The 26,587-nt window shown below is 59.5% G+C and carries 23 protein-coding genes, 1 tRNA gene and 1 pseudogene; 10 read left to right on the top strand and 15 right to left on the bottom strand.

Features of this window, described 5'->3' with window-relative positions:
• Positions 1 to 142: 142 nt before the first annotated feature.
• Positions 143 to 394: a hypothetical protein gene (locus BN2664_RS09195; RefSeq protein ID WP_156407885.1), complete on the bottom strand. Its 252-nt coding sequence runs from the start codon at positions 392 to 394 to the stop codon at positions 143 to 145.
• A 374-nt stretch (positions 395 to 768) separates the two neighbouring features.
• Here BN2664_RS09195 and BN2664_RS09535 point away from each other — a divergent pair.
• A pseudogene (locus BN2664_RS09535) lies at positions 769 to 888 on the top strand (hypothetical protein); the annotation flags it as partial.
• Here BN2664_RS09535 and BN2664_RS06980 read toward each other — a convergent pair.
• Entirely contained in the window at positions 885 to 1,733 is an 849-nt protein-coding gene (locus tag BN2664_RS06980; RefSeq protein WP_007000909.1) for a DUF1684 domain-containing protein, read from the bottom strand. The pseudogene BN2664_RS09535 and the gene BN2664_RS06980 sit on opposite strands and share 4 nt — an antisense overlap.
• A gap of 101 nt (positions 1,734 to 1,834) precedes the next feature.
• Here BN2664_RS06980 and BN2664_RS06975 point away from each other — a divergent pair.
• Together BN2664_RS06975 and BN2664_RS06970 are read left to right on the top strand one after the other, a co-directional pair.
• Positions 1,835 to 1,910, top strand: a tRNA-Arg gene (locus BN2664_RS06975).
• Positions 1,911 to 2,135: 225 nt separating this feature from the next.
• Positions 2,136 to 2,819, top strand: a complete 684-nt coding sequence (locus BN2664_RS06970) for an NYN domain-containing protein (RefSeq protein WP_007000910.1) — start codon at positions 2,136 to 2,138, stop codon at positions 2,817 to 2,819.
• 113 nt (positions 2,820 to 2,932) lie between these two features.
• Here the strand turns inward: BN2664_RS06970 and BN2664_RS06965 are convergent, their stop codons facing one another.
• Genes BN2664_RS06965 through BN2664_RS06955 form a run of 3 tightly spaced genes read right to left on the bottom strand, consistent with a single transcriptional unit; the run spans position 2,933 to position 5,649 of the window.
• Positions 2,933 to 3,841, bottom strand: coding sequence for a metal ABC transporter permease (locus BN2664_RS06965; protein ID WP_007000911.1), 909 nt, complete (start codon positions 3,839 to 3,841; stop codon positions 2,933 to 2,935).
• Positions 3,834 to 4,655 carry a metal ABC transporter ATP-binding protein gene (locus BN2664_RS06960; RefSeq protein ID WP_007000912.1) on the bottom strand — a complete coding sequence of 274 codons (822 nt, stop codon included), beginning with the start codon at positions 4,653 to 4,655 and terminating at the stop codon, positions 3,834 to 3,836. The genes BN2664_RS06965 and BN2664_RS06960 overlap by 8 nt, the downstream gene beginning before the upstream one ends.
• On the bottom strand, positions 4,648 to 5,649 hold the full coding sequence (locus tag BN2664_RS06955) for a metal ABC transporter substrate-binding protein (protein WP_231723455.1): 1,002 nt from the start codon (positions 5,647 to 5,649) through the stop codon (positions 4,648 to 4,650). The genes BN2664_RS06960 and BN2664_RS06955 overlap by 8 nt, the downstream gene beginning before the upstream one ends.
• A 266-nt stretch (positions 5,650 to 5,915) precedes the next feature.
• Between BN2664_RS06955 and BN2664_RS06950 the strand changes: the two genes are divergently transcribed.
• From BN2664_RS06950 to BN2664_RS06940, 3 genes are read left to right on the top strand one after another with little or no spacing between them, the layout of a single operon-like run.
• Positions 5,916 to 7,133, top strand: coding sequence for a hypothetical protein (locus tag BN2664_RS06950; protein WP_155856460.1), 1,218 nt, complete (start codon positions 5,916 to 5,918; stop codon positions 7,131 to 7,133).
• Between the two features lies 1 nt (position 7,134).
• Positions 7,135 to 7,662 carry a hypothetical protein gene (locus BN2664_RS06945; protein ID WP_007000915.1) on the top strand — a complete coding sequence of 176 codons (528 nt, stop codon included), beginning with the start codon at positions 7,135 to 7,137 and terminating at the stop codon, positions 7,660 to 7,662.
• 1 nt (position 7,663) lies between these two features.
• Entirely contained in the window at positions 7,664 to 8,161 is a 498-nt protein-coding gene (locus BN2664_RS06940; protein WP_007000916.1) for a hypothetical protein, read from the top strand.
• Between the two features lie 43 nt (positions 8,162 to 8,204).
• Here BN2664_RS06940 and hrpB read toward each other — a convergent pair whose 3' ends face one another.
• From hrpB to BN2664_RS06925, 3 genes are read right to left on the bottom strand one after another with little or no spacing between them, the layout of a single operon-like run.
• Complete coding sequence (gene hrpB / locus BN2664_RS06935; RefSeq protein ID WP_007000917.1) at positions 8,205 to 10,847, bottom strand: ATP-dependent helicase HrpB; 2,643 nt, start codon at positions 10,845 to 10,847, stop codon at positions 8,205 to 8,207.
• A 17-nt stretch (positions 10,848 to 10,864) separates the two neighbouring features.
• Positions 10,865 to 11,683 (bottom strand): response regulator transcription factor, encoded by an 819-nt coding sequence (locus BN2664_RS06930; RefSeq protein WP_007000918.1) that lies wholly within the window; start codon positions 11,681 to 11,683, stop codon positions 10,865 to 10,867.
• A complete protein-coding gene (locus BN2664_RS06925) occupies positions 11,680 to 12,747 on the bottom strand; it encodes a sensor histidine kinase (protein ID WP_007000919.1) in 1,068 nt (355 codons plus the stop codon). Before BN2664_RS06925 ends, BN2664_RS06930 begins: the two co-directional genes overlap by 4 nt.
• Before the next feature lie 144 nt (positions 12,748 to 12,891).
• Between BN2664_RS06925 and BN2664_RS06920 the strand changes: the two genes are divergently transcribed.
• The 3 genes from BN2664_RS06920 (at position 12,892) to BN2664_RS06910 (ending at position 15,988) form a co-directional block, all read left to right on the top strand.
• Positions 12,892 to 13,680: an ABC transporter ATP-binding protein gene (locus BN2664_RS06920; RefSeq protein WP_051014101.1), complete on the top strand. Its 789-nt coding sequence runs from the start codon at positions 12,892 to 12,894 to the stop codon at positions 13,678 to 13,680.
• Positions 13,677 to 15,083 carry a hypothetical protein gene (locus tag BN2664_RS06915; RefSeq protein ID WP_007000921.1) on the top strand — a complete coding sequence of 469 codons (1,407 nt, stop codon included), beginning with the start codon at positions 13,677 to 13,679 and terminating at the stop codon, positions 15,081 to 15,083. The genes BN2664_RS06920 and BN2664_RS06915 overlap by 4 nt, the downstream gene beginning before the upstream one ends.
• Positions 15,084 to 15,271: 188 nt before the next feature.
• Positions 15,272 to 15,988: a flavodoxin gene (locus BN2664_RS06910; protein WP_007000922.1), complete on the top strand. Its 717-nt coding sequence runs from the start codon at positions 15,272 to 15,274 to the stop codon at positions 15,986 to 15,988.
• A 29-nt stretch (positions 15,989 to 16,017) separates the two neighbouring features.
• Here BN2664_RS06910 and BN2664_RS06905 read toward each other — a convergent pair whose 3' ends face one another.
• The 7 genes from BN2664_RS06905 to BN2664_RS06875 form a co-directional block, all read right to left on the bottom strand.
• Positions 16,018 to 16,995, bottom strand: coding sequence for a diaminopimelate dehydrogenase (locus BN2664_RS06905; RefSeq protein WP_007000923.1), 978 nt, complete (start codon positions 16,993 to 16,995; stop codon positions 16,018 to 16,020).
• 246 nt (positions 16,996 to 17,241) lie between these two features.
• Entirely contained in the window at positions 17,242 to 17,868 is a 627-nt protein-coding gene (locus BN2664_RS06900) for a TetR/AcrR family transcriptional regulator (protein WP_058120662.1), read from the bottom strand.
• 457 nt (positions 17,869 to 18,325) lie between these two features.
• Positions 18,326 to 19,339, bottom strand: coding sequence for an adenosine deaminase (gene add / locus BN2664_RS06895; RefSeq protein ID WP_007000925.1), 1,014 nt, complete (start codon positions 19,337 to 19,339; stop codon positions 18,326 to 18,328).
• A 223-nt stretch (positions 19,340 to 19,562) separates the two neighbouring features.
• On the bottom strand, positions 19,563 to 21,323 hold the full coding sequence (locus tag BN2664_RS06890) for an adenine deaminase (RefSeq protein ID WP_007000926.1): 1,761 nt from the start codon (positions 21,321 to 21,323) through the stop codon (positions 19,563 to 19,565).
• Positions 21,324 to 21,546: 223 nt separating this feature from the next.
• The gene (locus tag BN2664_RS06885) at positions 21,547 to 22,986 is read right to left on the bottom strand and encodes a purine-cytosine permease family protein (RefSeq protein ID WP_007000927.1); all 1,440 of its coding nucleotides are present in this window, start codon (positions 22,984 to 22,986) and stop codon (positions 21,547 to 21,549) included.
• Positions 22,987 to 23,278: 292 nt separating this feature from the next.
• Complete coding sequence (nrdF, locus tag BN2664_RS06880) at positions 23,279 to 24,256, bottom strand: class 1b ribonucleoside-diphosphate reductase subunit beta (protein WP_007000928.1); 978 nt, start codon at positions 24,254 to 24,256, stop codon at positions 23,279 to 23,281.
• Positions 24,257 to 24,485: 229 nt separating this feature from the next.
• Positions 24,486 to 26,108 (bottom strand): trypsin-like serine peptidase, encoded by a 1,623-nt coding sequence (locus BN2664_RS06875; RefSeq protein WP_155856461.1) that lies wholly within the window; start codon positions 26,106 to 26,108, stop codon positions 24,486 to 24,488.
• A gap of 244 nt (positions 26,109 to 26,352) precedes the next feature.
• On the opposite strand from BN2664_RS06875, the gene BN2664_RS06870 reads away from it, so the two are divergent.
• Complete coding sequence (locus tag BN2664_RS06870) at positions 26,353 to 26,565, top strand: hypothetical protein (RefSeq protein WP_007000930.1); 213 nt, start codon at positions 26,353 to 26,355, stop codon at positions 26,563 to 26,565.
• The last annotated feature ends 22 nt before the right edge of the window (positions 26,566 to 26,587 follow it).

Here is a 26,587-nt window from a genome sequence, read left to right as displayed (position 1 = left end):
CGAATACGAAACAATCTACGAAACAATCATGGAACCAGCCGCATTACTCACGGCCTAAAAACAGAAGGAAAACTGTCAACCAAAGCTACAGCAGTCCCAACAACTCATCATCCCCACCACCATCATCAACACGTTCATTAACCTAAGCTTCCAAGACGGGGCACAAAAGGTTATCGAGCCGGCCGCGAGCGACGGCGTGGACCGCGTCGAACTCTCCTCCGTGACGAGCCGCGAGCAGGCGAGCAGGTGAGAGGCGAGCGAGGTTCTCACCAGGGAAGACTTCACGTCTTTCCGGGCCCTGCCCGAGGATGGAGAACACGCCGCGGTTGAGGAAGCTTTCCTTGAGGTGGATCGGCTTGCTTTTGATGGGGGCCCGTGGAGGTTTACCCGCCACTTCCGCACGGCCAAGGACCGAGTGCCCGAATCGTTTAACGCGACTTTCGCCGACAAAACGTTCCTCGCATCAGTATCTCAACGTGGGGTCGGGTTTAGGACCGGTGATTGTTTGCGTGTGCGGCTCGAAGAGGTAACGCCGACGAATTCGCGTAAGCATCGCCGGTTTACGGTCCTTGAGCTGCTCGAAGTGCAGCAGGCGGGAACAATCGACGACGCAGGGGACTTATAGCCCGTCAACGGGTTTAGACCGGGGCGACTTGCCTCGCGCGAAATCTTGTCGGTACCGGGTTTTATGATTGCTCGGTGAGATTGAGCGAGATCGAGTTGGTGCAGCGCCTCCACGCGGACAGCGTGCACGTGGTCTATATGCTGCTCACCATTATCGGGATTCCCCTCGCAGTCGCGAACGTCAAGCTCATCCCGGTCACCTGCTTCCCGTTTGGGAAAGCTGTTGTGAGCCGCCGCGGCGCCCAGTTCGCCGGACTCGCCTAGCGTGCCTTCTTCTCCCCCGCCTCCACGCGCGCGGGAATCGAATTCCCCGCCGGCGGCGCCGGACAAGTCGCGAAGTCGCTGAACGCCATGGGGAAATTGAGCGCCCGATTGAAATCAATCTGCACATCACCGGCCCGCGCCGCCACGAACTGCCCCGCGGACTCGCGGTGATTCGCGCCGGGACCCGGGAATGAAACAAAACGCCAGGCGTCGGTTTCCTGACCGTTCGTCTCGTCGTGGAACAGCACCGTCAGCTGCTCATCCGCGTCGCCCTGCACGGCCAGAGTCACCGCGGCGCCGTCGTACTCGAACGACACTTCCCCCACCAGCCGGGCCCGCCCGCTGAGGCCTTCGCGCGCGGTCGAAATCTCGACCTCACGCGGTTCGTTGTAAGCGCGGAATTTTCCGACGACGACGTTGCTCGCCCTATAAGGGAATACCGGAACACCAGAAAAATTCGCCAAGGTTTCCGAACGCGGATCACGCACCCGCACCATGTACCGGCCTCCGCGCATTCCAACTTCTGCAATCACGTCGCCCGCACGCAAGCTGAAGTCCGAGCCATCTTCTGCGGTGCCGATGCGAACCTCAGTGACGGGCTGCCCGGATTGCGTGACGGCGTCGTCGGGAGAAAAACGCGCGTGTGCGCCATCCTCCGCCTCCCAAAAATCCCCCGGAAAACCGCTTACGGACACCGGTTCGGAGGTGAGCCATTGGAAGGAGACCAAGGAGAGCCAGCCGTGTGGATCGGCCAGCTCACGCTCGCGGCGCAACCGCCACTCCTGCCAGCGAGCTAGCTTAAATTCGATGTTTTCGATCGATGTCTCTGCCTCAAAATCCGTCATATCCACATTCTAGTTGTGATGTGACACCCAAACACCAAAATCGATTTGGGGGAAAGCGATTCCCGGGCTATACTCGTACGCGTTCCAATTTAGGAACGGATGCGCCCGTAGCTCAGTGGATAGAGCGTCTGACTACGGATCAGAAGGCCGGGGGTTCGAATCCCTTCGGGCGCGCCAAACTCCCCCTCGGATGGATTTCCCCGGTGGGGAGTTTTTTCATGCCAACCTCGGCTCGGCACCGCAGGAAGAACACGCGGAATTATCGCCGGGGACGTAGCCAGACCACTTACCGGCGTTTACCATTGTTTCAGAATCCAATTTTTACCCGCGGGTCCTCAAGTGGCGAGGCTCCGGATTGCTTCCGCAATCGCGAATGGCCGGGCTAGCGTCAGGAGTGTTCCTTTGCAAAGCGACGATCCGCAAGAAACGGTTGAGCAAAAAATGGCGGTCGTCGTCGACTACCAAAATATGCAGATAACTGCCGCGAAGATCTTCCTGCCCGGAAAACCAGTGGGTGAGGCGCTGATTGATCCCTATCTGCTGGCCCGTGAGATCGCGAGAGTGAAAAACGCGTCGCTGGCCGAACACACCTACTACTCGAAGTATCACGTCAACGCACAGTTCGTAGACGTTTATCGCGGGATCCCGCGCGAGGACGATGACCCCTTCGCATATCATCTCGACAGCAAGCAACACGACTACTGGCAAGACACCCCTGGCGACCCGGTTGTGCGCGTCACCTCACGCCCACTGCGATATCGCTGGGGCCTGGAAAACGGCGTCAATGTGCCGATTCGAGAGAGCCGGCACGAGAAGGGTATTGATGTTCTGTGCGCGCTTAGCCTGGTGCGGCTCGCCCGGTCGGGAGAATACGACATCGTAGTTCTCGCCTCTCATGACACCGACCTTGCTCCCGCGCTCGACGCCGCCTACAACGTGGGCGGCGCAAAAATCGAAGCCGTCAAATGGTTCGATAAAACCGGCCGGGCGCTTCAAGGATTTATGCGGACCGAGCACGACCTGTGGACCACTCAGCTTGACGAAGAGAGCTTTGAGCGAAGCCGCGACTTCCACTATTACTCGTAGACCGCAGCTTCGCCCAAAGCTCTCTCAAATATTGCCCGCTAGCTAGTTAACTCGCAGGTTTCGCTCGTTTTGGCGGAGGCCAGCCCGGCGCATTAGGCCGTGTCACCCGCGCATTAGGCGGAGGCTAGCTCCTGCGCCCGCGTGTCATTTGCCGGAGCGACGGCGTCGTCGGAAACCACCGCGGGCCCGGCAAGGTGACCGCGCAAACCGTGCGGCGAAAGCGCCCACACCACCAGGAACGCGGCGCCCTGCGTGGTGACGACGGCGGCGCCAGAGGGCAGGTCGAACCAGTAGGAAATGTAGATTCCGGCGAGTGCGCACAGGCACGCGAAAAGCGGCGCAATCCACAACATGCGCTGGATGCGCGAGCTAATGAGGTAAGCGGTCGCGCCCGGAACGATGACCAGCGCAATGATCAGAATCGCGCCCACCGCCTGCATGGCCGTCACCACCGTCAACGCCAGGGAAACCAGCAAAAGCGCGCCGATAAGTCGGGTGGAAATTCCCATCGCGCGCAGGTGGGTGCGGTCGAAAGCGTAAGCGGTAATGTCGCGGCGCTTGAGGAGCAAAATCGCCAGCGCGATTGGCGCCAGCACCAGCACCTGGATCATATCCGCGTTGGTGATGCCGAGCAGGTCGCCGAAGATGACGTGGTTGAGGTCCACGTTTGAAGGGTTGAGTTTGATGAGGATCAGGCCCAGCGCAAACATCGCGGTGAAGACCGCGCCCATCGATGCGTCCTCTTTTACGCGCGAGGTTCCGCGGAGCATAAATATAAGGAGGACCGCGAGAATAGCGGCCACCAGGGCACCCGCGGAGAACGGGATGTTGACCATATAGGCCACCACAACGCCCGGCAAAATCGCGTGGCTCAGCGCGTCACCCATCAGCGACCAGCCGATCAGAATGAGCCAGCAGGAGATGACGGCACATACTGCCGCGGCCACCAGGGTGACGACGGCGCCGCGCACCATGAACGGGTGCTCCCACATCTCGGCAAATAACATATAGAAATCAAGCATTGTTCGCTCCTGAAGTGGTTTGCGGGGAGGGAGTTGTGGCGCCGGGAAGCGCGGAGAGCCGGTGCTCGCGCCATTCGCGGGCCTGGTCGGGCGTCATGCCGAAAGCGGGGCCAAGGTTTTCTGGCCGCACCGCCTGGCTCACCTCGCCGTGGAAAATAACCGTGCGGTAGAGGAGCAAGGCCTCATCACACAGGTTCGGAAGCTCGTAAAGATCATGCGTGGCCACGAAAACGGCGATGCCGGTGGAGGCAAGATCCTTCAGGAGCTTGGTAATCACCAGCTCAGAGGGCTTATCGACCCCCGCGAATGGCTCGTCGAGGAGCAGCAGGCGCGCACCCTGCGCAATCGCCCTGGCGATAAATACGCGTTTTCTTTGCCCACCCGAAAGCGAGCCAATTTGCCGGTCAGCAAATTTCGACATTTCTACTGTTTTCAGGGCGGAGTCGACGGCGGCGTGGTCCTCAGCTTTGGCGCGGCGAAGCGGGCCCATATGTCCGTAGCGGCCCATCATCACCACATCGCGAACAGAAATGGGGAAGGCCCAGTCCACTCCCTCGTTCTGCGGTACGTAACCAACCAAACTCTCATTGCGGGCGGCACTGGATTCCCGCCCGTACACGCGGATCTCGCCCGAGGCCCGCACGGCGCCCATAATCGACTTCATGAGCGTTGACTTTCCCGAGCCGTTCATCCCGACGAGTCCGCAGATTTTTCCGGCTTGCAGAGAGAAGTTGACATCGTGGAGGACCTTGAGGCGCCCGTAGCTAGCCCCGAGGTCTTTGACGTCGAGTGCGGTAAGCGCTGCTTTACCCATTGGTACCGTCCTTTTGCTCGGAATTATCGGGGGTGGTTCCGTCGGAAGAAGAATCCGCGGAATTATCGGCGTGGGCCGAGCCTGCAGAAGAATCCGCGGAATGTTCGGAGGGCGGCGCGGAGGGCTCCTTGCCCGCCTGTCCGGCGGAGCTTTCGCCGCGCAGGCCCGAGGTAATGAGATCGGCGTCGTACCGCAAGAGATCGAGGTAAGTGGGAACGGGACCATCGGCGTCGGACAACGAATCCACGTAGAGCAGGCCGGCTACCGGGACGCCGGTGTCCTCCGAAACGGACGCCATCTTGTCATCTACCGTAGTTTCACAGAACAGCGACTTCACGCCGGACTCGCGCACAAAGTTCTCCAGCTCCGCTTTGGCACGCGGGCTTTGCGCGCCCTCCGCGTTGACCGCCCACAGGTAGCGTTCTTGCATTCCTTGATCGCGCGTCAAGTAGCTAAAGGCACCTTCGCAGGTGACGAGCGCCCGCTGAGACTCGGGGAGCGCGGAAAGCTGCTGGTTCATCTCGGTGCTGATCTCGTCCAGCTTTTCCTTGTACGCGGCACCATTCTTCTCATAAGTGGCGGAATTATCGGGATCGAGATCTGAGAGTGCGCGGACGATATTATCCACGTAAATCTTGCCGTTGGCTGGGCTCATCCAAGCGTGCGGATTCGGTGCACCCGCGTAGTCGCCCGCCGCGATCGGCATCGCCTCAATGCCGTCCGATAACACCGCGACTTTTGCCGAAGAATTCTCGACATACTTTTCGAACCAGCGCTCCAGACCGAGACCGTTGTAGAGGATCAAATCCGCGCCTTCGCCACGCTTAATATCCTCCGGGGAAGGCTGAAAATCGTGAATCTCCGCGCCGGGAACCGTAATCGACTCCACCCGTACCAAATCACCGCCTACGTTCTTGGCCATATCCGCAATAACGGTGAAAGAGGTCAGAACTAGGGGTCGATCATCATTGTTTGCGTTTGCAGAATGACTCACCGAACGTGGTGAACATCCTGCCACTATCAGCATAAGCGCCGCCAAAATGGCGGCGGCACGCGAAAATCTACGAGTTTGTTTGAGCATGTTGCGAGCATATTTCGGCTACCCGAACAAATCAATACGGCCTTCCTAACTTTTAATTTGCATCAGATTTCGGAGCGCGCCGGGCGAGAAAAACCTGGCCTTCGCGCCGGGCGAGAATGAAAGAAAAGAAACGCAGAATGATCGCGGAGGGCGGCGGGCTCGAAGGTAGGGTTGATGACATGTCTGAAGATCCTGATTTCGAAGCTCTCGCCGCAGAAATCGACGCAATCGCCAAGGAGGCGAAGCTCGACGCGATGCCTGCTGGCCCCGATTCGCCGGCATACATCGTCGATTCCTGGGAAAAACTCGTCACGGCTTGCCGCACGCAGTTACGTCCCGAAGTCACCGCCCGCCGCATGTTACTGCGCATTGCAATTGGACCGGTGGTCGACGTCGTCGAGGTCAGCCCCGCTCGCGATCGGCTCGGAAAGATCTGCTTCGGGATTTGGTTCCGCGTAGGAACGGCGGATTTAGTGGATCTAGCTGGCCTTTCGGGCTGGGTTGGGGAAACCTTCGCCTTCGGCGCGATCCGGGTTCGCGGCACCGATGCCTATCTCCACGTGGCTCTGCGCGCCGCCGACCTCTCTTTCTCGCGTTTTTCCTCGATGGTCAAATTTGCGATTATCGCCGGTATCGACGCGAAGGCGATTTTCGTGCGCGGCCTAGACAATCGGCCACCAACGAAAGAGGAAAACTTTGGCGGCGATGCAATTGCGGCGTCGGCGGAAAACGTGGAGCGAGCGAACGCTCACAGCGACCTTCTTCCAGACGACCTTTTCCCCGACGAAGCCGCCGACGGCGGAAACTTCAACGCAGCGGGTACCTATAACGCCGAAACCGCGAGTACGGACCAAACTTTCGGGCAGATGGGTCCAACCCCGGCGCCGCGCGATGACTTCGCAAACGATCAGGCCAGCGAAACGGATATTGACGGGCTCGACGACCCCGATCATCGCGTGATTTCTTGGAATGACCTCATCGCCAATCAGGAGGGCGACGCGCAGGAGCTTCAGTTCGGATTTGAAATGATGGTGGTGGTCAACGGCCAGCACATCCCGCTTTCCGTCACGCGCAACGTTCTCCCTTCCGGCGAAGATTCCGCGTATCTTTCCACCACGATTGGCGAGTCCACTCCGCGCCTCCTCCGATTGACCGCGGAGGCCGCGGCAAACGAGGGGCTGGGCGGCGTGGTGAGCGCGGGCGGCGAAATTGCCTACGTGCATTCCCTTGAGCTCGCTGGTCTAACACAGCGCCTGGTTCTGGAACAGGAAACCTCGCTCGCGCTCAGCGCTTTGCGTGTGGCCTCGCGCGCCCAGGCAGAACTGGACCTTTTTGGCGAAGGGCTTTCCGGCGGGGAAGGCGAAAACGCGGAATCTTCGGAAGACGAGGAGAACTGACATGAGCAGTGAAAATATTTCCGATGCCGGCGAATGGGCCGAGGTTGCCGCAATGTTCGAGCAGGATTTTGGCGCTACCGCGGGTGATGACGGCGCGCTCCGGTTCCGTATCAGTGACGTCCCCGTGACGGCGTGGCGCGGATCTTCCTCTATGCGCGACGGCGGAGAAGTGGTGCACCTGGCCGCCCCGGTTTTTTCTCGCGTTATGCAAGGACGAAGCGGGCAAGAGCCCGACGTGGATAGTACCTCCGCTGCCTCCGGCCCTAATTCCGCGACTTCTAACATCACTCTCTCCGACGCGACGGGCGAAGAGGCGCTGCTCGAACGGCTCGGGATCGACCCGAAAGGTCCGGATCTGATCCGCGTAGTCCGAGCGGCGGAAGACCTCCCGCTAGGAGGAATCCGCCTCCTCGGCAATCTTCCGCACGTCCACTTTTCCGCGCATCTACCCGCCGATCCCACTTGGATCGGGAAGGCGGCGCGCCTCATCGCAAGCGAAGCTCGCGACATTATGGAAGGTAGGAACTAATATGTTCGGGAAAAATCGCAAGAAGACCGCGCGTGCCTCTGCCGCTCCTGCGCTCCCCTCAGATTTCGCGGAAAAATCGATTCGCGATAGTTCCGATCTTTATGAGGTCCTCATAGCCGATTACAGCGCGAAACGCGACGTGGCGAACCAGAACTATACCTTTAGAGTCGCGTGGAAATCGGATGACAAGGCGCAAACGGTCATTTGTTCCTATGCGCCGGTGCCCTCGCTGGGCGACATCGCCTACTTTTCCGCGCCAATTGTGGACGCCCCCACCGAAAAAGTTCTCCGAAGAATTTTCGCGGCGACGGCGAATCTGCTCGACGGCGACTTAGTTATGCTCGATTCACTCCTCGTATTGCGAATTGCGCTACCGCTCGGATCGATCACTGGAGCCCAGCTACACGAGCGCCTACAGCATTTCGCCGCCGGAGCGCAGGCCTTGCGAGATGAGTTCGAGGACGAGGTGCAAACCCCCACGCTCACATTTGGGTACTGAGGGCGCAACCCGAGCCCGCCGACCGCTGCCTGCGAATACTGCGTTACCTACGCCTTTTTATCCTATTAGTCGGTAGGGCATTGGCGCCGTCGTCAGGCCACGGATGCTTCGGATATCGCCCTCGCATTTCCGCGCGTACGTCGGCGTAGGCGCCCGCCCAAAAACTCGCGAGATCGTCGGTGATGGCGACCGGGCGTTGCGCGGGTGAGAGCAGTTCCAGGGTGATCGGCACTTTTCCGCCCGCAATTCTCGGCGTCGATTTCCACCCAAATGCCTCCTGCACGCGCAGGCGCACGGTCGGGAGCGGACGCGAATAGTCGATACGACGGCGTTCTCCAGTAGGAATGGTGATCGACGTCGGAGCGAGCTCGTCGATTTTAGCGGCCTCGGGCCAGGGGAAGATCCTTTTTAGCTGCTCTGCTGTGAGCGAGCGGAATGTGCCACCTCGAGAAAGCGCGGAAAGTTCGGGACCGGCCAATTCCTCCAGACGCGCCGCTAATGCGGAACGCGAAACATCCGGCCACGGTTCACCCATCACCTCGTGGAGGAAAGCCAATCGCTGACGCAAAACCTCGGAATCTTCGCTGAATTCGATCGGGAGGGAACCGTCTGCGACGGCGCGGGCGATCCATTCGCGCGCCGCCTGCTCGGGGATTTGTTTCAGCGGACGAGTGGAAAGCTCAATTGCACCCAGGTATTCGGTTTCGGAGCCGCGCAATCTGTTGCGTTCGAAAACGATGTCGGAGCGGGTTTCTAGCATCGCCTCACCGGCGGCAATCGCATCAGCACCCGAGATGGGAACGGCGGCGCGAATCATCGCGTCGGCGCGGCCAGCTGGAGAGGTCAATGAGGAAATAGCGAGCCATTCTTCACCAATCAGTGGTGAGTTTTCCGGAAGCGTTGCGCCCGCTCCGCAGGTGAGCAAATAACGCAGGCTGGGGTGAGCCGGGTCCGAGCTCGGACGGATTCTGGCGAGCCTGTCCGGGAATGCAGGAGCAATAACGGCGGCCAACACAGCCGGTTGCGTGAGCGAAGAAGCACCGCCAACCGCGTCTGGCCTCGATGCGTCTTGAGCACCGAGGTCTTCTATCGCTTCACGGAGCGCACCCTGCAAACGCTTCGCCTGCTGGGACCCGGCGGGAGAAACCGCTCGGCGCCAGGTGGTGAAATCGGCGCCGGCAACACGCGGATCGTCGGCGAGCGCGGCCCCAATGCGGGCTGCTCCGGCTTCACCCGCCACTCCGACGCCCCGTAGCATGCCGCGAGCAAGCCGCGGATCCATCGGAAAGCGCGCGTAGATCGAGGCCTCGGGCTTTGCGCTTCCATCCGGGTGGATGAGCTCCAGGCCACGCAAAGTGCGTTCTCCGCTTTCGATTGCGCCGCTCGGTGGCGGGTCCAAAAGCGGTAAGCCTTCGCCTCGCGGTGTGCCCCAAACAGCCAGCTGGAGAAGAAAATCCGTTAAATCCGCGGTATTGATCTCCGGTTCCGACTGCGACGCCAGACGCGCCCAGGTGGCTTCGCTCATCGTCCGGTATACGGTTCCGGGACCCAGCCGGCCCGCGCGTCCCGCACGCTGAATTCCTGCCGCTTGAGATTCCAGAACGGTCACCAATCCTGAGATTCCGTTACTGTAGTCGGTACGCGGCTCGCGGGAAAGTCCGGCGTCGACGACGACTGACACCCCTGGCACGGTCAGCGATGATTCCGCGATCGCCGTCGAAACAATGACCCGGCGCTGGATGCGCGAAACCTCACCGCTACTCGCGGCTGCAGAATATGGATCCGCCAGCGCCGCGTCCTGTTCGCGCGCGGGCAGGGAGCCGTGCAACCGAAAAATGCCGAGATCATCTGCGACATCGAGACTTCGCAACTGCGTGGCAACGGCGTCGACCTCCCGAACACCCGGTAAGAAAACCAGGATGTTTCCGCTCGTTTCGCGTAGGGCGCGCGCCACGGTTCGGGTGACGTGCCCCAGAAACTCGCGCCGCACGCCAATGGATTCGCGACCGACCGCGCCTAACGGCTCGCATCCGCTTGGCGGCGCCGCAAAATGAATATCGAGCGGAAAAATCTCGCCCGGGATACTCACAATTCGCGCTGCGCCGCCGGTTTCGCTCAGCACCCGGGCGGTTGCCTGCGCTTCGACGGTTGCGGACATCGCAATCAGCGCCAAATCAGGGCGGAGTGCCCCGCGAACGTCCGCCGCGAAGGCCAATGCCAGGTCGGAATCGAGGTGGCGCTCGTGGATTTCATCCAAAATTATCGCGCTCACCCCGGGCAACTCGGGGTTTGCCTGTAAACGGCGCACAAGCACGCCGGGGGTCACCATTTCTATTCGGGTGCGCGCCGAGCGCTTCGTTTCTCCGCGCACCGAGAAGCCGACCGTCTCTCCCACCGGCTCGCCGAGCAAATTCGCGATTCGACGCGCGGCGGCGCGCGCCGCAACCCGGCGCGGCTGCGTGACTATCACGCTACTGGGGGCTCCCGTGGCCGCATCGCGAGCGCCGCGATCCGCAATCCACTGCGCCACCAGCGGCGGGATAAGGGTGGTTTTGCCGGTGCCGGGCGGAGCCTGAATAACTGCGAGGCCGTCGGCCGCCTCCAGATCTTCCCGCACCTGGCAGAGCACCTTGGCAACAGGCAAGTCGGGCGGGTTATCAAGCAGATCGCGCAGAGAAAGAGGCACGGATCTATGCTAGCGGGCTACTTCTGCCAGTTCTTCTCCGTCAGGTATGCCAGCACAGCCCGCACGCGGCGATTTTCCTCCCCCGGCCCCATACCAAGCTTCATGAAGATACTCGCCACGTGTTTCGAGATCGTGGCCGCTGAGAGATAAAGCCGCTCGGCCAATTCGCTATTGGAGAGGCCTTTCGCCATGAGATCAAGGATTTCGAGCTCGCGCTCCGTCATCATCGCGAGCTGGGAGGGTTGGCCACGCATCAGTTCTCCGGCCACTTCTGGATCAATGACGACTCCGCCGCCCGCAACAACTTCGAGGGAGCGGAGAAAATCTGCCACCCGCGCCACGCGATCTTTGAGTAAATAGGCCAATCCGCCTCCGGCGTCGTCACTGGCATCGACCGCGCCGAACCCCGGCGTTGCGGAGGTCGACGGAGCGAAGAGTTCGCGCGCATAGGCGGGCGCGACGTACTGCGAGAGCACGACGATTCCGATGTTTGGAAATTCCCGTCGAATTCCAACCGCCGCCCGCAGACCGTCGTCGGTCATATTCGGCGGCATTCGCACATCCGTAATGACGACGTCGATGCTCCGTCCCGCCTCGGCGATAATTCCGCTTCTTTTTTCGTCTTCGCTAGCCACGGCGTCATCAGCGCGCCGCGCTCCTTCGCTACCGTCCGCCTCTCGCGATGATTCCGCGTTTTTTGCGTTTGCGGCGCGGACCGCCTCAATAAGTTCCGCCGCGCTGGTCACCTGCGCCAGCACCTCATGTTTGCGGCGTTCAAGAATTCCTACGAGGCCCTCGCGAAAAAGCGCGGAATCATCGGCGACTATTACTTTCATTTGTTTTCCTCAGTTTTGCTCGGGTTGCCAAGTTGCTCGACGTCATCGCTCGCCCCCGCTTTTGCGGCAGGCTCGAAGACGCTGGTAACGCCAAATTCGCCACGTTGTAAAAGAAGCGGGATCTTCGCCGTGACGGTGGTTGGACCGCCAGGCGGAGACGCCACCGTCAATTCCCCGCCAAAAGCGGTCAACCGCTCGGCGAGCCCGGCAAGTCCCCCGCCTTCGCGTAACACCGCACCGCCGGGACCGTCATCGCTCACCGCAACCACTAGTTCCTGACCCGCGACAAGCAGGACGTTCACGCGTGCGCCGCGAGCGTGTTTGGCCGCGTTCGTCAGTGCCTCCGAAGCCGCAAAGTACCCCGATGCGATAACTCCTTCAGTCATTTCTGGTAGCGGGTAGGGAACCGTGAGGGTGGCATCTACCGGCGAGGTTTCGATCAAATCGCGAACCGCGGCTTCAAGGCCCAGATCCGAAAGAACCTTCGGGTGAATTCCGGCCACCGTCCGGCGCAAGGCTTTGAGCGCTAGCTCAGTTTTATCTTGAGCCGCGGCCATCAACTTGCGGCTTTCCTCGAAATCGGCACGATCGACAAGGATCCCCTCTCGGCCCGTCCCCCGCTCCGATGATTCCGCGTTTTCTGCATCCTGAAGAATGAGAGCAGCCTCCCCTACATCAATCGACGCCGCAACCAAGAATTGCTGCACGCCGTCGTGCAAATCGCGCTCGATTCGGCGCCGCTCAATTTCGAAGGCCGCTGCAACCTGGCGCCGCGCGGCGACGTCGTACCCGTACTCACGCGCGGAAAGGCGCCACGTACTCGAGCCGCGGGTGGCGTCCTCTAGATGCCTCAAACGGCGCCGAGTCAAAAGCCAAAGCCCCGCGCACCCCACCACGACGACCACAATTATGAATGCCATCGGGCTACGCGCAGGCTCATACGTCGTCATCTCGACCCCCGCGAACAGGACGATAAGTGCGCCGAGTGTAAGGCCGACTCCCAACGCGAAAAAAGCGCGGAATGATCGGCGCTGGGCGCGCGTGACCTCCAGTTCCTCCTGCATACCCTCATCTTTTCACGCGCAGGCAAGATCGCCCCGCCGGCAGGTGAAAATGACACGGAATTATCGAAAGAGTAGAGCTAGCTCTACCTTGACGCGATAGTAAAATCCGTTTCGGACCTCGCGCGAGACTCACAGAATTGACCCATGAACACACAACCAGCACATTTACGAGCGAGCGATCTCGCCAAGGACTTTCACGAAGTGCACGCGCTACGCGGCGTCGATCTCCTCATTCCGGCCGGGCAATCCGTTGCGATTATGGGCCCCTCTGGCTCGGGAAAATCGACCCTCCTGCACTGCCTAGCTGGGATTTTGGCTCCCACGCGCGGGCGCGTGAAGCTCGGGGAAACTGTTGTTTCCGCGCTTTCTGATGCGCAACGCTCTAAACTTCGCCTGGCCCGGATGGGCTTTGTTTTCCAAGATGGCCAGCTCATTCCCGAACTTCCGGCGCGCGAAAACGTGGCCGTACCTCTTATGTTGAGCGGGATGGGCAGGCGCCGCGCGCTCAGCGTGGCGGATCAGTGGCTCGCCCGCCTCGGCGTTGACCGCGAGCGCAATCGCCGCCCCGGGGAAATGTCCGGCGGGCAAATGCAACGCGTCGCCATCGCCCGGGCGCTTGCTGGCAATCCCGACGTCGTCTTTGCCGACGAGCCCACCGGGGCACTCGATCAATCCACCGGCCACGAGGTCATGCAGGTTCTGACCACGACTGCGCGAATGTCTGGCGCCACTTTCGTCATGGTCACCCACGATCCCAAAGTCGCCGGCTGGTGCGATCGACTGGTTGAAATTCGCGACGGCGTTATTCACGCGGATTCTTCGCGGGACGTAGCAGGAACACCACAAAGCGCCACTCAGCAGGACGTAGCCCCGAGTGCGCAAACCACTGGTACAAAAGACGCGGATTCTTCGCGGGAGGGGGAAGAACGATGAGGTCCCTGAAACTCGCCTCCCTCCTCACAACTTCCCGTCTCAAGGCGCGCCAGGGCGACGGCTGGCTTGATGTTTTGGCCGTTCTTGCTTTCGGAATTTCTACCTGCCTCGCGCTAACGGTTGCCGGCGGGGCCTGGATGTTTTACGGCGGATCGGCAAATTCGGCGTCGGAAATTGCGCGGGCTTTGAACGGACTGTTCGACAATCCGCGTGACGCCAATATGTTCGCGAATGCTTACCTGGTTCTGGCCTGTTTTGCCTGCGCTTTGCTGGTAGTTCCGGTCTTTTCACTCGGATCCTCCGCGGCGCAACTCGGCGCGGCCGGCCGCTCACGCCGGCTCGCCTCGCTGCGCCTGGTGGGCATGACCGGCGCGCAAACAACCGTAATCACTCTGACGCAGACGATCATTCAGTGGATGTTTGGTGCAACGCTCGGAGTTTTCGCTTACTTCTCCACTCTTCCCCTGTGGGCAAATGGCTCATTTATTGGCCAGCCGATTTCCTGGCAGTCGATGATTCTGCCTCTTTGGCTTATGGTCTGTGTGCTTCTTGCGCTTCTGGCTATCGCCCTGCTGTCTACCACCGTCGGCCTGCAGCGGGTGCGCATTTCACCCTTGGGGGTGGCACGTCAACATACGCCACGGGCTTTGCGTTGGTGGCGACTCGTCGGCCTCGTTCTCGCCGTTATCAGTGTTCTGCTTTTCAGTACCTTTCGGGGTAGCTACCAGCAGACGATTGTGTGGGCCACGGGTTTAGTGATCGTCGGCGCGGTTGTTTTCGCTATCAACGTGGCGGCGCCGTTTGTTCTGCAGATCTTTGCCTGGCCACTCACAAAGTCTGGTCGCGTGCCCGTACTGCTGGCCGGCCGGCGCATTTTGGATGATCCGAAAGCGGTGTGGCGCTTAATCAGCGGCCTCGCTCTGCTCTGCTTTATCGCCGGTTTCACCTCGACAGCCGCATTTGCCGCATCTGGTGAGACCAATGATCCGGTGAGCAGAATCCTTATTCAGGATGTTCGCTTCGGTGTTTACATCACCCTCGCTGTGGGGTTTGCGGTTGCTGCTATCAGCATTCTGATCAATCAGGCATCGGATATATTCGATCGCGCACCGCAGACGCAGGCTTTGGACAAGGTGGGATTCCCGGTACGAGTTTTTCCGCTGACGCGGGTTTTCCAAACCTTCGGCCCGCTCGTTTTATGCGCGCTCCTTACCGCGGCTTTTGGCCGTTTTATCTCCTTGCTTTTCGCGCCGGCAACGATGGCGTCATTGGTAACGAACGACCAGTTGTTTGGCCTAGCAATCATTATTTGCGCTGGCCTTGGGCTCTGCTTGGTGTCGCTCCTCCTGGTCACCCCGCTCGAGCGTCGCGTGGTTTTGCAACAACGACGCCGAAACGACTAACCGCCTCGCGATGATCCCGCGTTTCTTGCGGCGTCGATAAATCCGCGCAACTTGCGTTTGCGATTGTTCCGCGTTTCTTACGCCGGCAATTCGAGGGACACCTTCCTCGTCGTCCGCGTAAGAAGCGCGGAACGCTGTGCCCCGAGCGCTAAACTCATCCAGAACGGCAGACTGTATGAGGAGTTGCTATGACGGAATTATCGAACGACGAGGCGCGCGAAACTTTCGCGGAATCATCGCCAGCGGTCCGATCGACGGAAGTCACGGGAGGCGCCGCCTTGTGCGTCTCCCCGACCTGCCCCGAAAATGCATTGATTTATTTTTCGCGCGGCGGCACCTCAATGTGGAACGACGGCGAGAAGCTTCGTGAACCTGGCAATACCACCCGCCTAGCAGCCGTTCTTTCGCAAATCCTCAACAACGACGGAATTATCGGAGAGATACCGGTTTACCGAGTCTTCCCGAAAGTTCCGTATCCCGACGACGTTGCCGAGGCTCAAAACCGCAACTTCGCTGAGCAAGATTCCGGCGAGCTACCGCCCCTCGCAAATCTTCCGGCCACAGCGCTCAGCCACGCCAGCGAAGAATCCACTTCTTCGCCGCAATCGCTTCCCGATTTATCCGCGTGCGAAGTACTCCTGCTCGGTTTCCCGATCTGGGGTGACGCCGTTCCGCGGGTCATCGACACGTTCCTCCAGTCAAGCAATATCGGAGATGCCTTTATCCTTCCCTTTTGCACCTGGTCAATGAGCCCGAGCCATATCAATATCGAAGGAACGCTCGGCATGCTCGCACCTGAGGCAACCATCGGTGTGCCGCTGATTATCCGCGGGGAAGATGTGGACGATGAAAACGACACGACGACGGCGCACGATTGGCTCGCGAGCGCTGGCCTAGTAAATTAGCTCGGAATTATCGCTCCCACTTCACGGCCCTAGAGAAGATTCCGCCGAATATCCTCCGCTGAGTCTGGAAGGAGCTTGGCTACGGGCACGTCAAATAGCGTGATCGCTCCGCTCATTCCCTCTGCCGCGAGGCGGGCTGTGGCGCGTGCGGAAGCTGCCAAAACCGAGCCAGTGAACTCGGGGTTTGAGTCGAGCATAAGCTCGAAATGCGCTACCTGCTTGGTTTCCGCTGACGTCTCGCCGGTGCGGACCACATGGCCTCCATGAGGCATCCCGCGATGGTTCCGCTCAAATTCCTCGGCGGAAATGAAGTTCACTTCGGTCTCATACGGAGCGAAATAATCCGGCATTGAACAGATCTCCTCGCGCACAGCGGCGGGATCAGCGGCGGCGTCGAGAACGGCGAAAACCTGACGCCGATGCATCTGGGCGGCAGAAAACTCGGAATTATCGCCAGCGAGAACGCGCGCGAGATTTTCCTCCACGGGGAGCGTGTACTGCACCGCGCGGGCCACGCCCGAGATTCGGCGTACCGCGTCTGAGTGTCCTTGCGAAAGCCCCGGACCCCAGAATGTATAGGTCGATCCATTAGGCAAAAAGGCCTGGCTGAAGGCGCGCTGCAAGGAGAAGAAACCGGGATCCCAGCCGGAAGAAACAAGTGCAAGGGTCCCCGCAGCGCGGGCCGCTGCGTCAACTTTCTCGAAATGTTCGGGAATGTGCGCGTGGTTATCGAAAGAATCGACCACATTGAAGGCGCCCGCCACGGCCGGAGTTTGCTCGGAAAGATCGGTCGCTGAACCACCGCAGTTAACGACGACGTCGATCTTTCCGCGAAAGTTTTCGATATCGCCAAGCGAGTACGCGGGCGCGCCGCCAGTGCGAATCGTGACTGGGTCTCGCCGCGTGAACACGGCGACCGTCTCTAAATCGTCGGTCTGCGAAACCGCCGTTTCCACACCTCGCCCAAGGTTTCCGTATCCATTGATCGCTACACGAATCTTCGCCATGACTATCCTCTCCGCCGGTTGCCTGCCCCGGTTATATTGCCCGACCTCGAGAACGCCCGAGTGCCAGAAGATCGACCCTCATCGCCCCGGGGATTGTGCCCTAGCACGACGAATTTCTATCAACGCAAAAGGGCGGAATTATCGTCCGGGTGCAAATTGCTATGCCCAAACGTAGCGGGTCACGGGAGATCAGCTCAGCCGGGTGTCACATCGTAGACACCGAACTACGGAGCGCTAAATCGGGCGCTAAATCGCCGCTCCGGATTGTTTAGAGGCCTCCGCCATTCGCAGAGTTGCCAGGCGCGCGGCCTCGCATACCGCGTCCAAAGAGCCGCCGCGCGCAACTTGCTTGAAACCGTCGAAAATGATTGCCCGGGTAAACGAGGTCCAAATCTCCGGGTCTGCCACACCCGAATCCTTCCAGGCGAGTTTGAGCTGCTCGGTGAAAAAACCATGTACGGCGTCGACGTCTTTCTTCGTCCCATCGCGCCGCTGCTCAGAAACCGGGCGGCCACGAGTAGATCGCATCAAGCCCATGAGCCAGCCGTGGGAGGATCGGTTACCGGACTGTTTGATGCAGGCAACCACGAGGTCGCCAAGTTTTTCTTCCGGCGACGCATCTTCGCGGACGTGCGCCATAACTTCTTCGCGCCACTTCGGTACATTTCGATCAAGCACCATGAGGCGTAGGTCGTCAATCGAGTTGACATACCGATAAATGGAGTTTCGCGCGATTCCTGCCTGCGCCGCAACCGCGCCCGCCGAAAGGCCCTTAGTGCCGTGCGACCGCAGAATCTTCTCCGCCGCGTCCACCAGCCTGTTGGTCATCAATTCCCGATGCTGTTTGACCGTAGGGGCATCAATCTTCGGCATCTCTCCTCCTGAGTCGAACTCCCCTATTCTACTTAGCGACGCCGATTCTGGAAACCCTAAAAACTACAGCACAAGATTGAGAACATCCCGAAATTGGCTTCGGAAAATGGAGACACCCGGAAATGGCGGAGGCGGAGTCACAGTGCGCCTCGAGCGCTTGACGGAGCCTGAATGAGCCTCAATGCCAGAACGCGCCCTTCTCCGGGTGAGCGGGCGGACGCGTTCGTTACGCTTTTCATTATTGCCCATATCGAGCCACTTCGCCAAACCACCAGGTGGCGGCCGCCAAATACAGCGGAACCCAAACTTAGCGACGCCAAGGATTAGACAAAAGGGCGGCGAAGTCGCACTTTCCCGATCGCGTATGGCGCAACGCGCTCACGACCGGAAAACGTCATCGCAAACACGCGCATAGATGCACGTGCGCGAATGCTACTTCGCCACCCTTTGCCGGGAGTTACTTTCCTGCGTTCGCAACGGCGTCGTCGATCTCCGCGCGTAGCTGCTCCTTGAGAACCGCGGGGGCCCACGAAATGTCCACCGCGTTGCGCGAAAGCTGCGCCATGAACTCGTTGTCCACGCCGGCTTCTTCCTGCACCAGCCGCATGTTCTCCTCGATGTATCCGCCGAAGTACGCCGGATCATCGGAGTTCACGGTGACCTTCACGCCCCGGTTGTACAGATCCACGAGTTCCTCGATCTTGCCCTTGGATACCCAGGTGTTGGAAATCGGGCAGGAGGTGAGGCCAATTCCCGCTTCGGCGACCTTTTCCACCAGCGCGTCATCTTCCACGATATTGGTGCCGTGATCGATGCGGTCCACACCGATTTCTTCGATAACTTCGCGAATGTGATCGATCGATCCGGGAATGTCGATATCGCAGTGCATCGTCAGCATGAAGCCTTCCTGGCGCGCCCGCGCGAACACCTCCTTGAACTTCGCCGGCGGATTGTTGTTCTCGTCGGAGTCCAGACCCACGCCCAAGATCCACTGCTTGTAGGGCAGCGCCTCGAGAAGCGTCGCCATCGCGTACTCGGCCTGGAAATCACGCAAGAAGCACATAATGAGCGCGGAGACGATTCCGAGCTTTTGTTCGGCTTCGATCTGCGCGCGGCGCAGACCCGAAATCACCGTGTCGAAGGAGATTCCGCGCGAGGTATGCGCCTGCGGATCGAAGAAAATCTCCACATAACGCAGGTTCTGCTTGGCTACGCGCTCGAAGTATGCCATCGCCAGATCGTAGAAATCTTCGGCCGTGCGCAGCACATTCATTCCGTCGTAGTAGGCCTCGAGGAACGAGGGCAGGTCTGTGAACTGGTAAGACGCCTTCACCTCCTCGGCCGTCGTGTGCTCCAGCGCGATGCCGTTGCGCCGCGCCAGCTTGAACTTGAGCTCCGGTTCGAGGGTGCCCTCAATATGAAGGTGAAGCTCGACCTTGGGAAGAGCATTAATGAAATCCTGACCCGCCATCATCGTTCCTTTCGTTTCGACGTTGCTCGAAAACTCTTGTTGTTGGTTGTTTTCCTGCGGTTAGCCATTGTCCGAATGTTTGGCGGCTTGCGAAAGCGTCGCCGACGACGCCGTCGCTACCGGCCAATGCGGTGTGGCCGCGAAATCCGCGACCACACCGCAATCGATCCCGCGCGATAATTCCGCGGAATTATCGCCAGTAGCCAGGCTACGGGGTTTTTGGCTACTTGGTCTCCAAAACCGGATCCACAACCTTCAGCGCCACACAGTCGATGAGGCCGAGGTCGGTGATCGCCCAATCCGGAATTGCCGTAATGGAGAGGAAGAGGAGCTGGCCGAAGGGCGAATCGAGGGTGGAACCGAGCTCCTCGCGCGCCACGCGATCCAGCTCCTGCTCAGCGGCAGACATTTCCTCCGCCGGAAGATCCGCGACGATTCCGCCAATCGGAAGCCGAAGCTTCGCCAGCACCTTGCCATCGGCAACGGCCACCTGACCGCCGCCCATCTTCGCTACCTCGTTGATCGCGAATGCCATATCCTCACTGGAAACGCCCGCGCACACCACGTTGTTATCGTCCGGCGCGGCCGACGTCGCGATGGCTCCGCGCTTAATGCCAAAGCCCTGAATGAAGGCGACCGGAAGATTGTTCGTCTTGCCGTAGCGTTCGGCCACGGCAACCATCAGCGTGTCCGAATCCGGATCCACCTGCACAACGCCGTTGACGATGGGGAGCTCCACCTGGCTTCCCGGGCGCTTGAACGCGACGTCCTTCGAAAGCACAATGGCCTGCACCTTCGCCGTCGAACCTTCGGCGCGAACCTGCAGGCGAGAAGCCTCAACCTCGGGTAGCTTGAAAGTGCTCAAAATTCCCTCGGAACGTTCGGGAGCCTGCGGCGCCTTGACGGCCTTGCCGTTCTTCGCGACGACGTTGCCGCCCACCATGACCTCGGCGGGGCGGAAGTCCTCGAGCGACTCGACGAAGAGAATGTCCGCGAAGCGGCCCGGCGCGATCGCGCCGATGTGCTGGTCGAGGTGGTACATACGAGCCGTGTTGATGGTGGCCATCTGAATCGCAGCAACCGGATCCACGCCGCATTCGATGGCGAGACGGACGACGTAGTCGAGGTGGCCGCGACCAAGGATATCGGTGGCGGTAACGTCGTCGGTGCAGAAGCCCACGCGGTCGGTCGGCGCGCCCATCTCGGTCACGAGCTTGATATTCTCGCGCAGCATCGGCGCGGCGGTGGACTCTCGAATAATAATGTTGATGCCGTTGCGCATCTTCTCGAGTTCTTCTTCGGGCGAGTACGACTCGTGGCACAGCGCCACGCCCGACGCCGCATATCCGGCCACGCGGCGCGGATCAACCAGCGGCGCACAGCCGAAAATCGGCAGACGGTTTTGCCTGGCCAGATCCATTACGGCCAGCGCCTCTTCGTCGCCGTACTCCACGAATTCCTGCACGGTCTCCCACACGCCAACGCACTCGGGCATCGCCTGCGCCTTGCGCGCTTCCTCGACGCCGAATCGGTGGCCCACATTCGATTCCGGCACGGTGTAGGGAGCCTTCGCCGGGGCGCCCCACCACACGCGCATCGAGCTCTGCTCAGCCTCGTCCAAGAACTCCTTGATTCCGTCAATTCCGTGGGAAACGAGGATCTGGTCAAGACCGGAAATCGCCGAAGTGGTGCCGTAGCGGGAAACGAGATCGGCGAACATCGTCACCGACAGCTTCGAGCATTCGATGTGCAGGTGGCCATCAATCAGACCCGGGGTGAGGTAGCGACCGGCAGCGTCAATAATCTCGGAATCTTCGCCTTCCTGGGCGGAAACATCGCCAACCGCGGCAATGCGGCCGTTGGTGATCGCGATATCGGCCGGGTAAACCTCGCCGGTTAGCACGTTAACGAGCTTGCCGTTCTTGATGATGGTGTCTGCCTTAGCGCGGCCGTACGCGACGTCGAGCAAGTGGTTATCTACCATGGTGGATTTCTCCTTATTTTGAATATCTTTGTCAAGTTGTAGAGGTCGATCTCTATTTCCGATAATTCCGAGCTTTTGTCGACGGCGACGGCTCCCCAGCGGCGCGATCGTTACGCATTCATGCGGTTGCGATAATTCCGCGTTTTTGTAAACGCTCGATGAATGCCGGCGGCGCTAAAGATTCAGCCGAGCTCGGAGATAACGCCTAAGCGATCGGGGCCGGCTACTCCGGCGTCGTCGAAACTTTCGCGGAATTATCGCCGGGGACGCGAACGGGGGCAGGGCGCGAACCACGGTTCGTCAGCGCGTAAATCACCCCGGCGACCAGCATGCCCACCGGGATCGAAAGGTCGGGGCTCGCCATCGGATCAGCCGAATTCCACAGAGCCGCCAGCGGGCCCACGAAGTATCCCGTGTTGGCGCAAAGAGCGGCGAAAATCATGCCGGTGATCAGTGCAATCATGCCCGGAAGGCGGATGCCGTTCGTGCCCCAGTAGGCGCTTCCCGGCTTGCCTTCCAATCCCGCAAGATTATACGAACCGCGGCGCTGCGCCCAGTCGACGATGAAAACCGCGACCCACGGAGCGAGCCAAATACTCATTGAGCCAATGAATGCACTCAAGAGGTCGTAGAAAGTGGACTGCGAGGTCGCGATAATCGCGATAATGATGCAAGCAATCGTATCGGTGACGACGATCAACATGCGCGGAACCTTCAGGCCGGCAGTCTGCAGGTTCAAACCCGAGGAATACAGATTCGTGCCGTTTTGGATGAGTAGCCCAACGGCCACCAGAATCAGGAACGGGATGGCGAAGGCCGGCGCGAGCACGGCCGGAACCGCGAGCGGGTCAGAAAGGTCGAGCGAATCGCCAACCGTCACCGTCGCCATCGCCGCGCCGAGGGTTTGCAACAGCACGTACGGCACGAAACCTCCCATTGCCGCCCAGAATCCCACCGCGGGTTGCGAAGAATTCGCGGGAAGGTAGCGAGAGAAATTTGCCCCCGACGGCGCCCATGACAGTCCGCCAGAAACCATGACCAAGCCGCATGCCGAGACGAGGGCGGCCGGAGAGGCGCCGTCGCCGTTGTCGAAATTCGCCTGCGGGAGGATGAGGAACGCCAAAACAACGAAGGAGATGGCGAAGATGATCGTCGCATATTTTTGCGCAACCATCAGGAGTTTGTGCCCCACAAGGGGTAGCACCATTTGAATCGCGCCAAGCGCGATGATGAGTGCAATCTGAACTCCGCCGTCGGGCGTTACGCCCGCGATATTGCCGATGAGGCTACTCACGGCGTAGTACACGAGAATCAAGCCACCGGCTTCGAAACCAATGAGCATTAGCCAGGAAAGAATGCCCGCGATGCGCGCGCCATTCGGCCCGAAGGACGAACGCGAAATCGTGATCGTGGTGGTTCCAGTAACCGGGCCGGTGACGGAAGTCAGCGAAAGAAGGGGGTAGGCGAGGATGTTTCCGACGACGATAACGGCCGCAGCCTGCCAAAACGAGAGGCCAAACAAGATGACGAGCATAGCGCCATACGAAACCGTGAAAATATTCGTCGTCGTTCCGGCCCACAAGAAAAATAGATCGAAGGATTTACCGTAACGTTGGGTAGGGGATACGAGGTCAATGCCGCGCTGTTCCACAAGACCTGACAAAGTGTGTCTCCTATTATTTGGATAGGTGCCCAGCCGAACTGGGTTAGGGTCTGCTCCAAGCAACCGCCTGGAGATTCCAGCTTAAGGCCCACGCGCCGCGCTAGCAATTTCGCAGGTCATAAAATAATGGCGTTCTCCCTCACGTTTGTCTTATGAGTTTCTTTCGGGCGTTGCCTGCAAAAAGAAAACCGCGCCGGCTCCTATCTCGGAGCCAGCGCGATATTTGCGGCGATACTTCCGCGCGAATTTCAGCGTCTCACCCGCCGCGAAGATTCCGCGATTTTTTCAGCGACTAGAAATCCCAGTCATCGTCTTCAGTTTCTTCAACCTCGCCGATCACATAAGAGGATCCCGAACCCGAGAAGAAGTCGTGGTTTTCGTCTGCACCCGGCGAGAGCGCAGCCAGAATAGCCGGGTTCACGTCGGTCTGATCAGCCGGGAAGAGGGCCTCATACCCAAGGTTCATCAAGGCCTTGTTTCCGTTGTAACGCAGGAACCGGCAGACGTCGTCAGTAAGACCCATTTCGTCATACAGCGACGCTGTGTAATCGACCTCGTTTTCGTACAGGTCCTGAAGCAGGTCGAACGTGTATTCCTTCAGTTCGTCGCGGCGTGCCTGAGATGCCTTCTGCAAGGCGACCTGGAACTTGTAGCCGATGTAGTAGCCGTGTACCGCCTCGTCGCGAATAATGAGGCGAATAAGGTCGGCCGTGTTCGTCAGCTGGCCGTGCGCCGACCAGTACATCGGCGCGTAGAAGCCAGAGTAAAAGAGGAAGGACTCAAGCATCGTCGAGGCGATCTTTCGCTTCTCCGGATCATCGCCGCGATAGTAGTCGAGGACGATCTTCGCCTTATTCTGCAAGAATTCGTTGTTCTCGGACCAGGCGAAGGTTTCGTCAATTTCCTCGGTGGAGATCAGCGTCGAGAAAATCGAAGAGTACGACTTTGCGTGCACCGATTCCATGAAAGCGATATTGGTGTACACGGCTTCCTCGTGCGGAGTAATCGCGTCCGGAATGAGCGAAACCGCACCGACCGTGCCCTGGATAGTGTCAAGCAGGGTCAAACCGGTGAAAACCTGAGTGGTCATGAGTTGCTCATGCGGCTCCAAGCTATTCCACGACTGAATATCGTTCGAGACCGGGACCTTCTCCGGAAGCCAAAAGTTTCCGGTGAGGCGATCCCACACTTCGAGGTCTTTCTCATCCTCAATACGGTTCCAGTTAATTGCCTGAACCGAACTCACGAGCTTGAGCTTCGGCTGAATCATGCGCTCCTCTTCCTTCCCCCACCCGGTCCCCCAGGCGACTTTTCCGCCACTTCTCCGCGGCGATAATTCCGCGTTTTCTACCACGCGGTTTATCACGCGATACTCTCACGGCGACTTTTCCGATATTTTTCCCGACGACGGACCGCGCAAACTCGTGCGGCTCTCGCAAGCCACCTCAGCACAAGCGCGACGTTATCGATACCCGGCAAGTCTGCCACGCCGCGCCAAGCTATCCAATGCCCTGAGTCGCAAAATCTTCAAACACTTTGGAGGTGCCATCACTGTACGTCACTTTCAAATCGGTCGCTGCCGCGGGCTCATTGCCGGGCGATAATTCCGCGAAATTATCGCCAGAGGAAGAGGCGCTCGAAAATTTCGCGGAATCGTCGCTAAGCCAGCTCGAGCCTGCCGCGGTTCCAAGCTCAATGCTCCGCGCATCGAGAAACATCAGTGGCTGCGACGGATTCATGACGGTCTTCTCCCCCGCCCCGAAAAGGCCAGGATCCTGGAGAACGACGAGCTTTCCATCAGCCAGAAGCACGACGACGTCGTCGTAACCCGACCCGTCAACATCGCCGCAGGCAAGTGCTCTGGCACCCACGAGCTCTTTATCCCGTAGCGATATAACGCGGGAGGTGTTCCAGAAATGGCCGGCGTGCTGCCAAACCGAGTCAATCGCGATGGTTCCGTCCATATAGACAAGAACGGTATCGGCACTCGCGTCAGATTCTGAGAAGAAGCTTCCCCGTACGGATAGACGCGGAGTGTAGAGCAGGCCGATGAAATCCATGCCGGAGGAAGCGTCAGCATCGGGGTCTTGCTCCGAGCTTTGCGCCACCGTGAAAGTGTCAGCGTCTGCGCTCATCATTGGCCGCGAAAAAAACGCGGAATCATCGGAGAGGAGGCGGGAGAGTTCAGCATCGCGAATCAGCGCTCGCACGCCAGCTATCGATACTCCGATGGATTCTTCGGTAGTCCAACCTCCCCCATCCTGCCCGCCGCCGGTAAGGGCAACGATTTCCCAGGGAGAATCAGCTTTTTCGCGCACCAACCACGGTCCGCCCGAGACGCCGCTCGCCATTCCCGAACATTCGATCCGAAAGAACTGAGTTCCCTCTTCCTCCCAGGTATCCGTCGAGTTTCGACAATGGCGGGGATAAGCAGCGGTGTAGGTTTCATCATCAGAATCGGAGCCGGGGTACCCAATCATCTCGACCTCATCGAGATCGCGAGAGGGGGTCGCGTGGATGGGGAATCCGGATGTGACCTCCTCAATGAGGTTTCCCCGCGCATCTGGAGAGATCATCAGCACCGCGAAATCGGCAGCGATATCGCCGTATTCCGCATAGGCAGGATTGACGGAAATATCGTCAACGCTCCACACGCCGAAAGGCATTACGGGCTGATCGTTTACTACCGAAAATTCCGGGATGAAGATCGTTGCATCGGGCCGGATCGACTCTGGCCAGCAGTGCGCCGCAGAAACAACGGTTGAGTGCGACAGTGATTTCACAACCGCCCCCGTGCATCCGCGTACCGGGGTCGGCGAGTCAGGCAAGTGGTAGAAGAAAACGCCAACTTGGGGAACACCCAGGAAGTTGTATCCCTCGCCGAATTCACCTTCTCCGAGCTCAACGCCATCCTCGCTCGGATCCACCTGCGCTCCGAACTCAACCTCTTCTTCGCCGACCTCGCGAGCTGCCCGGTAGGCCTCAAGAATCGCGTCGGACGTCCAGAAGTCAGACGTGGCGCCAACCGCGTTAGCGAGTTCGACCTTGGCTGGATCGACGGCAACCGGTTCGAGTGTGGGCGCCTGACCGAGAGGAGCCGAACAGCCGGTTAGGCAGACCACCGCAAGAATCGCACAAACGAGCGCAACGAAACCGCCGGCGCCGCCCCTCCCGCGCCGGTGATCATTCCCCGAATTCTTTCGCGTTCTGTTTTCGCAATCTCCCATAAACATCCCTCGAAAGTCGCGCGTCGGCCTGACCGGCGCAAGCTGTCTCACCGCGATCATTCCGCTCAAATGACGAGCGAGTTGCGGGCAGAATAGACACCATGATTATGGCCCTACTTGCATTGGGAGGCGACTTCAAATGTGGCAAAATTCTGTGACCCTATTGACGTTATTAGCTGAGCCCATTTTCTTCCTGGCCGCAGCCATCGTGCTCACCGTCGTCGGCATAAAACTTGCCGCTTACTTGAAATCCGCTCGCGACCTGGCCAACGCTCGCCGCGCGCAGATCGAAAACTCACGAGAAGAAAAAACGCGGAATCATCGCGAAGACGGCGCGAAAGGCACCGAGTAGACAATTCCGCTTTTTCTACTAG

Origin of the sequence: Actinobaculum massiliense (assembly GCF_001457435.1) — a bacterium.
Lineage (GTDB): Bacteria > Actinomycetota > Actinomycetes > Actinomycetales > Actinomycetaceae > Actinobaculum > Actinobaculum massiliense.
The sequence above is the reverse complement of the archived record's forward strand: the minus strand, read 5'-3'. Positions and strand labels throughout refer to the sequence as shown.

Excerpts from the sequence above, each read along its gene's own strand:
- BN2664_RS06980 (WP_007000909.1), bottom strand. The coding sequence starts at position 1,733 with ATGACGGATTTTGAGGCAGAGACATCGATCGAAAACATCGAATTTAAG.
- BN2664_RS06965 (WP_007000911.1), bottom strand. The coding sequence starts at position 3,841 with ATGCTTGATTTCTATATGTTATTTGCCGAGATGTGGGAGCACCCGTTC.
- BN2664_RS06960 (WP_007000912.1), bottom strand. The coding sequence starts at position 4,655 with ATGGGTAAAGCAGCGCTTACCGCACTCGACGTCAAAGACCTCGGGGCT.
- BN2664_RS06950 (WP_155856460.1), top strand. The coding sequence starts at position 5,916 with ATGTCTGAAGATCCTGATTTCGAAGCTCTCGCCGCAGAAATCGACGCA.
- BN2664_RS06945 (WP_007000915.1), top strand. The coding sequence starts at position 7,135 with ATGAGCAGTGAAAATATTTCCGATGCCGGCGAATGGGCCGAGGTTGCC.
- BN2664_RS06940 (WP_007000916.1), top strand. The coding sequence starts at position 7,664 with ATGTTCGGGAAAAATCGCAAGAAGACCGCGCGTGCCTCTGCCGCTCCT.
- BN2664_RS06930 (WP_007000918.1), bottom strand. The coding sequence starts at position 11,683 with ATGAAAGTAATAGTCGCCGATGATTCCGCGCTTTTTCGCGAGGGCCTC.
- BN2664_RS06925 (WP_007000919.1), bottom strand. The coding sequence starts at position 12,747 with ATGCAGGAGGAACTGGAGGTCACGCGCGCCCAGCGCCGATCATTCCGC.
- BN2664_RS06920 (WP_051014101.1), top strand. The coding sequence starts at position 12,892 with ATGAACACACAACCAGCACATTTACGAGCGAGCGATCTCGCCAAGGAC.
- BN2664_RS06915 (WP_007000921.1), top strand. The coding sequence starts at position 13,677 with ATGAGGTCCCTGAAACTCGCCTCCCTCCTCACAACTTCCCGTCTCAAG.
- BN2664_RS06910 (WP_007000922.1), top strand. The coding sequence starts at position 15,272 with ATGACGGAATTATCGAACGACGAGGCGCGCGAAACTTTCGCGGAATCA.
- BN2664_RS06905 (WP_007000923.1), bottom strand. The coding sequence starts at position 16,995 with ATGGCGAAGATTCGTGTAGCGATCAATGGATACGGAAACCTTGGGCGA.
- BN2664_RS06900 (WP_058120662.1), bottom strand. The coding sequence starts at position 17,868 with ATGCCGAAGATTGATGCCCCTACGGTCAAACAGCATCGGGAATTGATG.
- add (WP_007000925.1), bottom strand. The coding sequence starts at position 19,339 with ATGGCGGGTCAGGATTTCATTAATGCTCTTCCCAAGGTCGAGCTTCAC.
- BN2664_RS06890 (WP_007000926.1), bottom strand. The coding sequence starts at position 21,323 with ATGGTAGATAACCACTTGCTCGACGTCGCGTACGGCCGCGCTAAGGCA.
- nrdF (WP_007000928.1), bottom strand. The coding sequence starts at position 24,256 with ATGATTCAGCCGAAGCTCAAGCTCGTGAGTTCGGTTCAGGCAATTAAC.
- BN2664_RS06870 (WP_007000930.1), top strand. The coding sequence starts at position 26,353 with ATGTGGCAAAATTCTGTGACCCTATTGACGTTATTAGCTGAGCCCATT.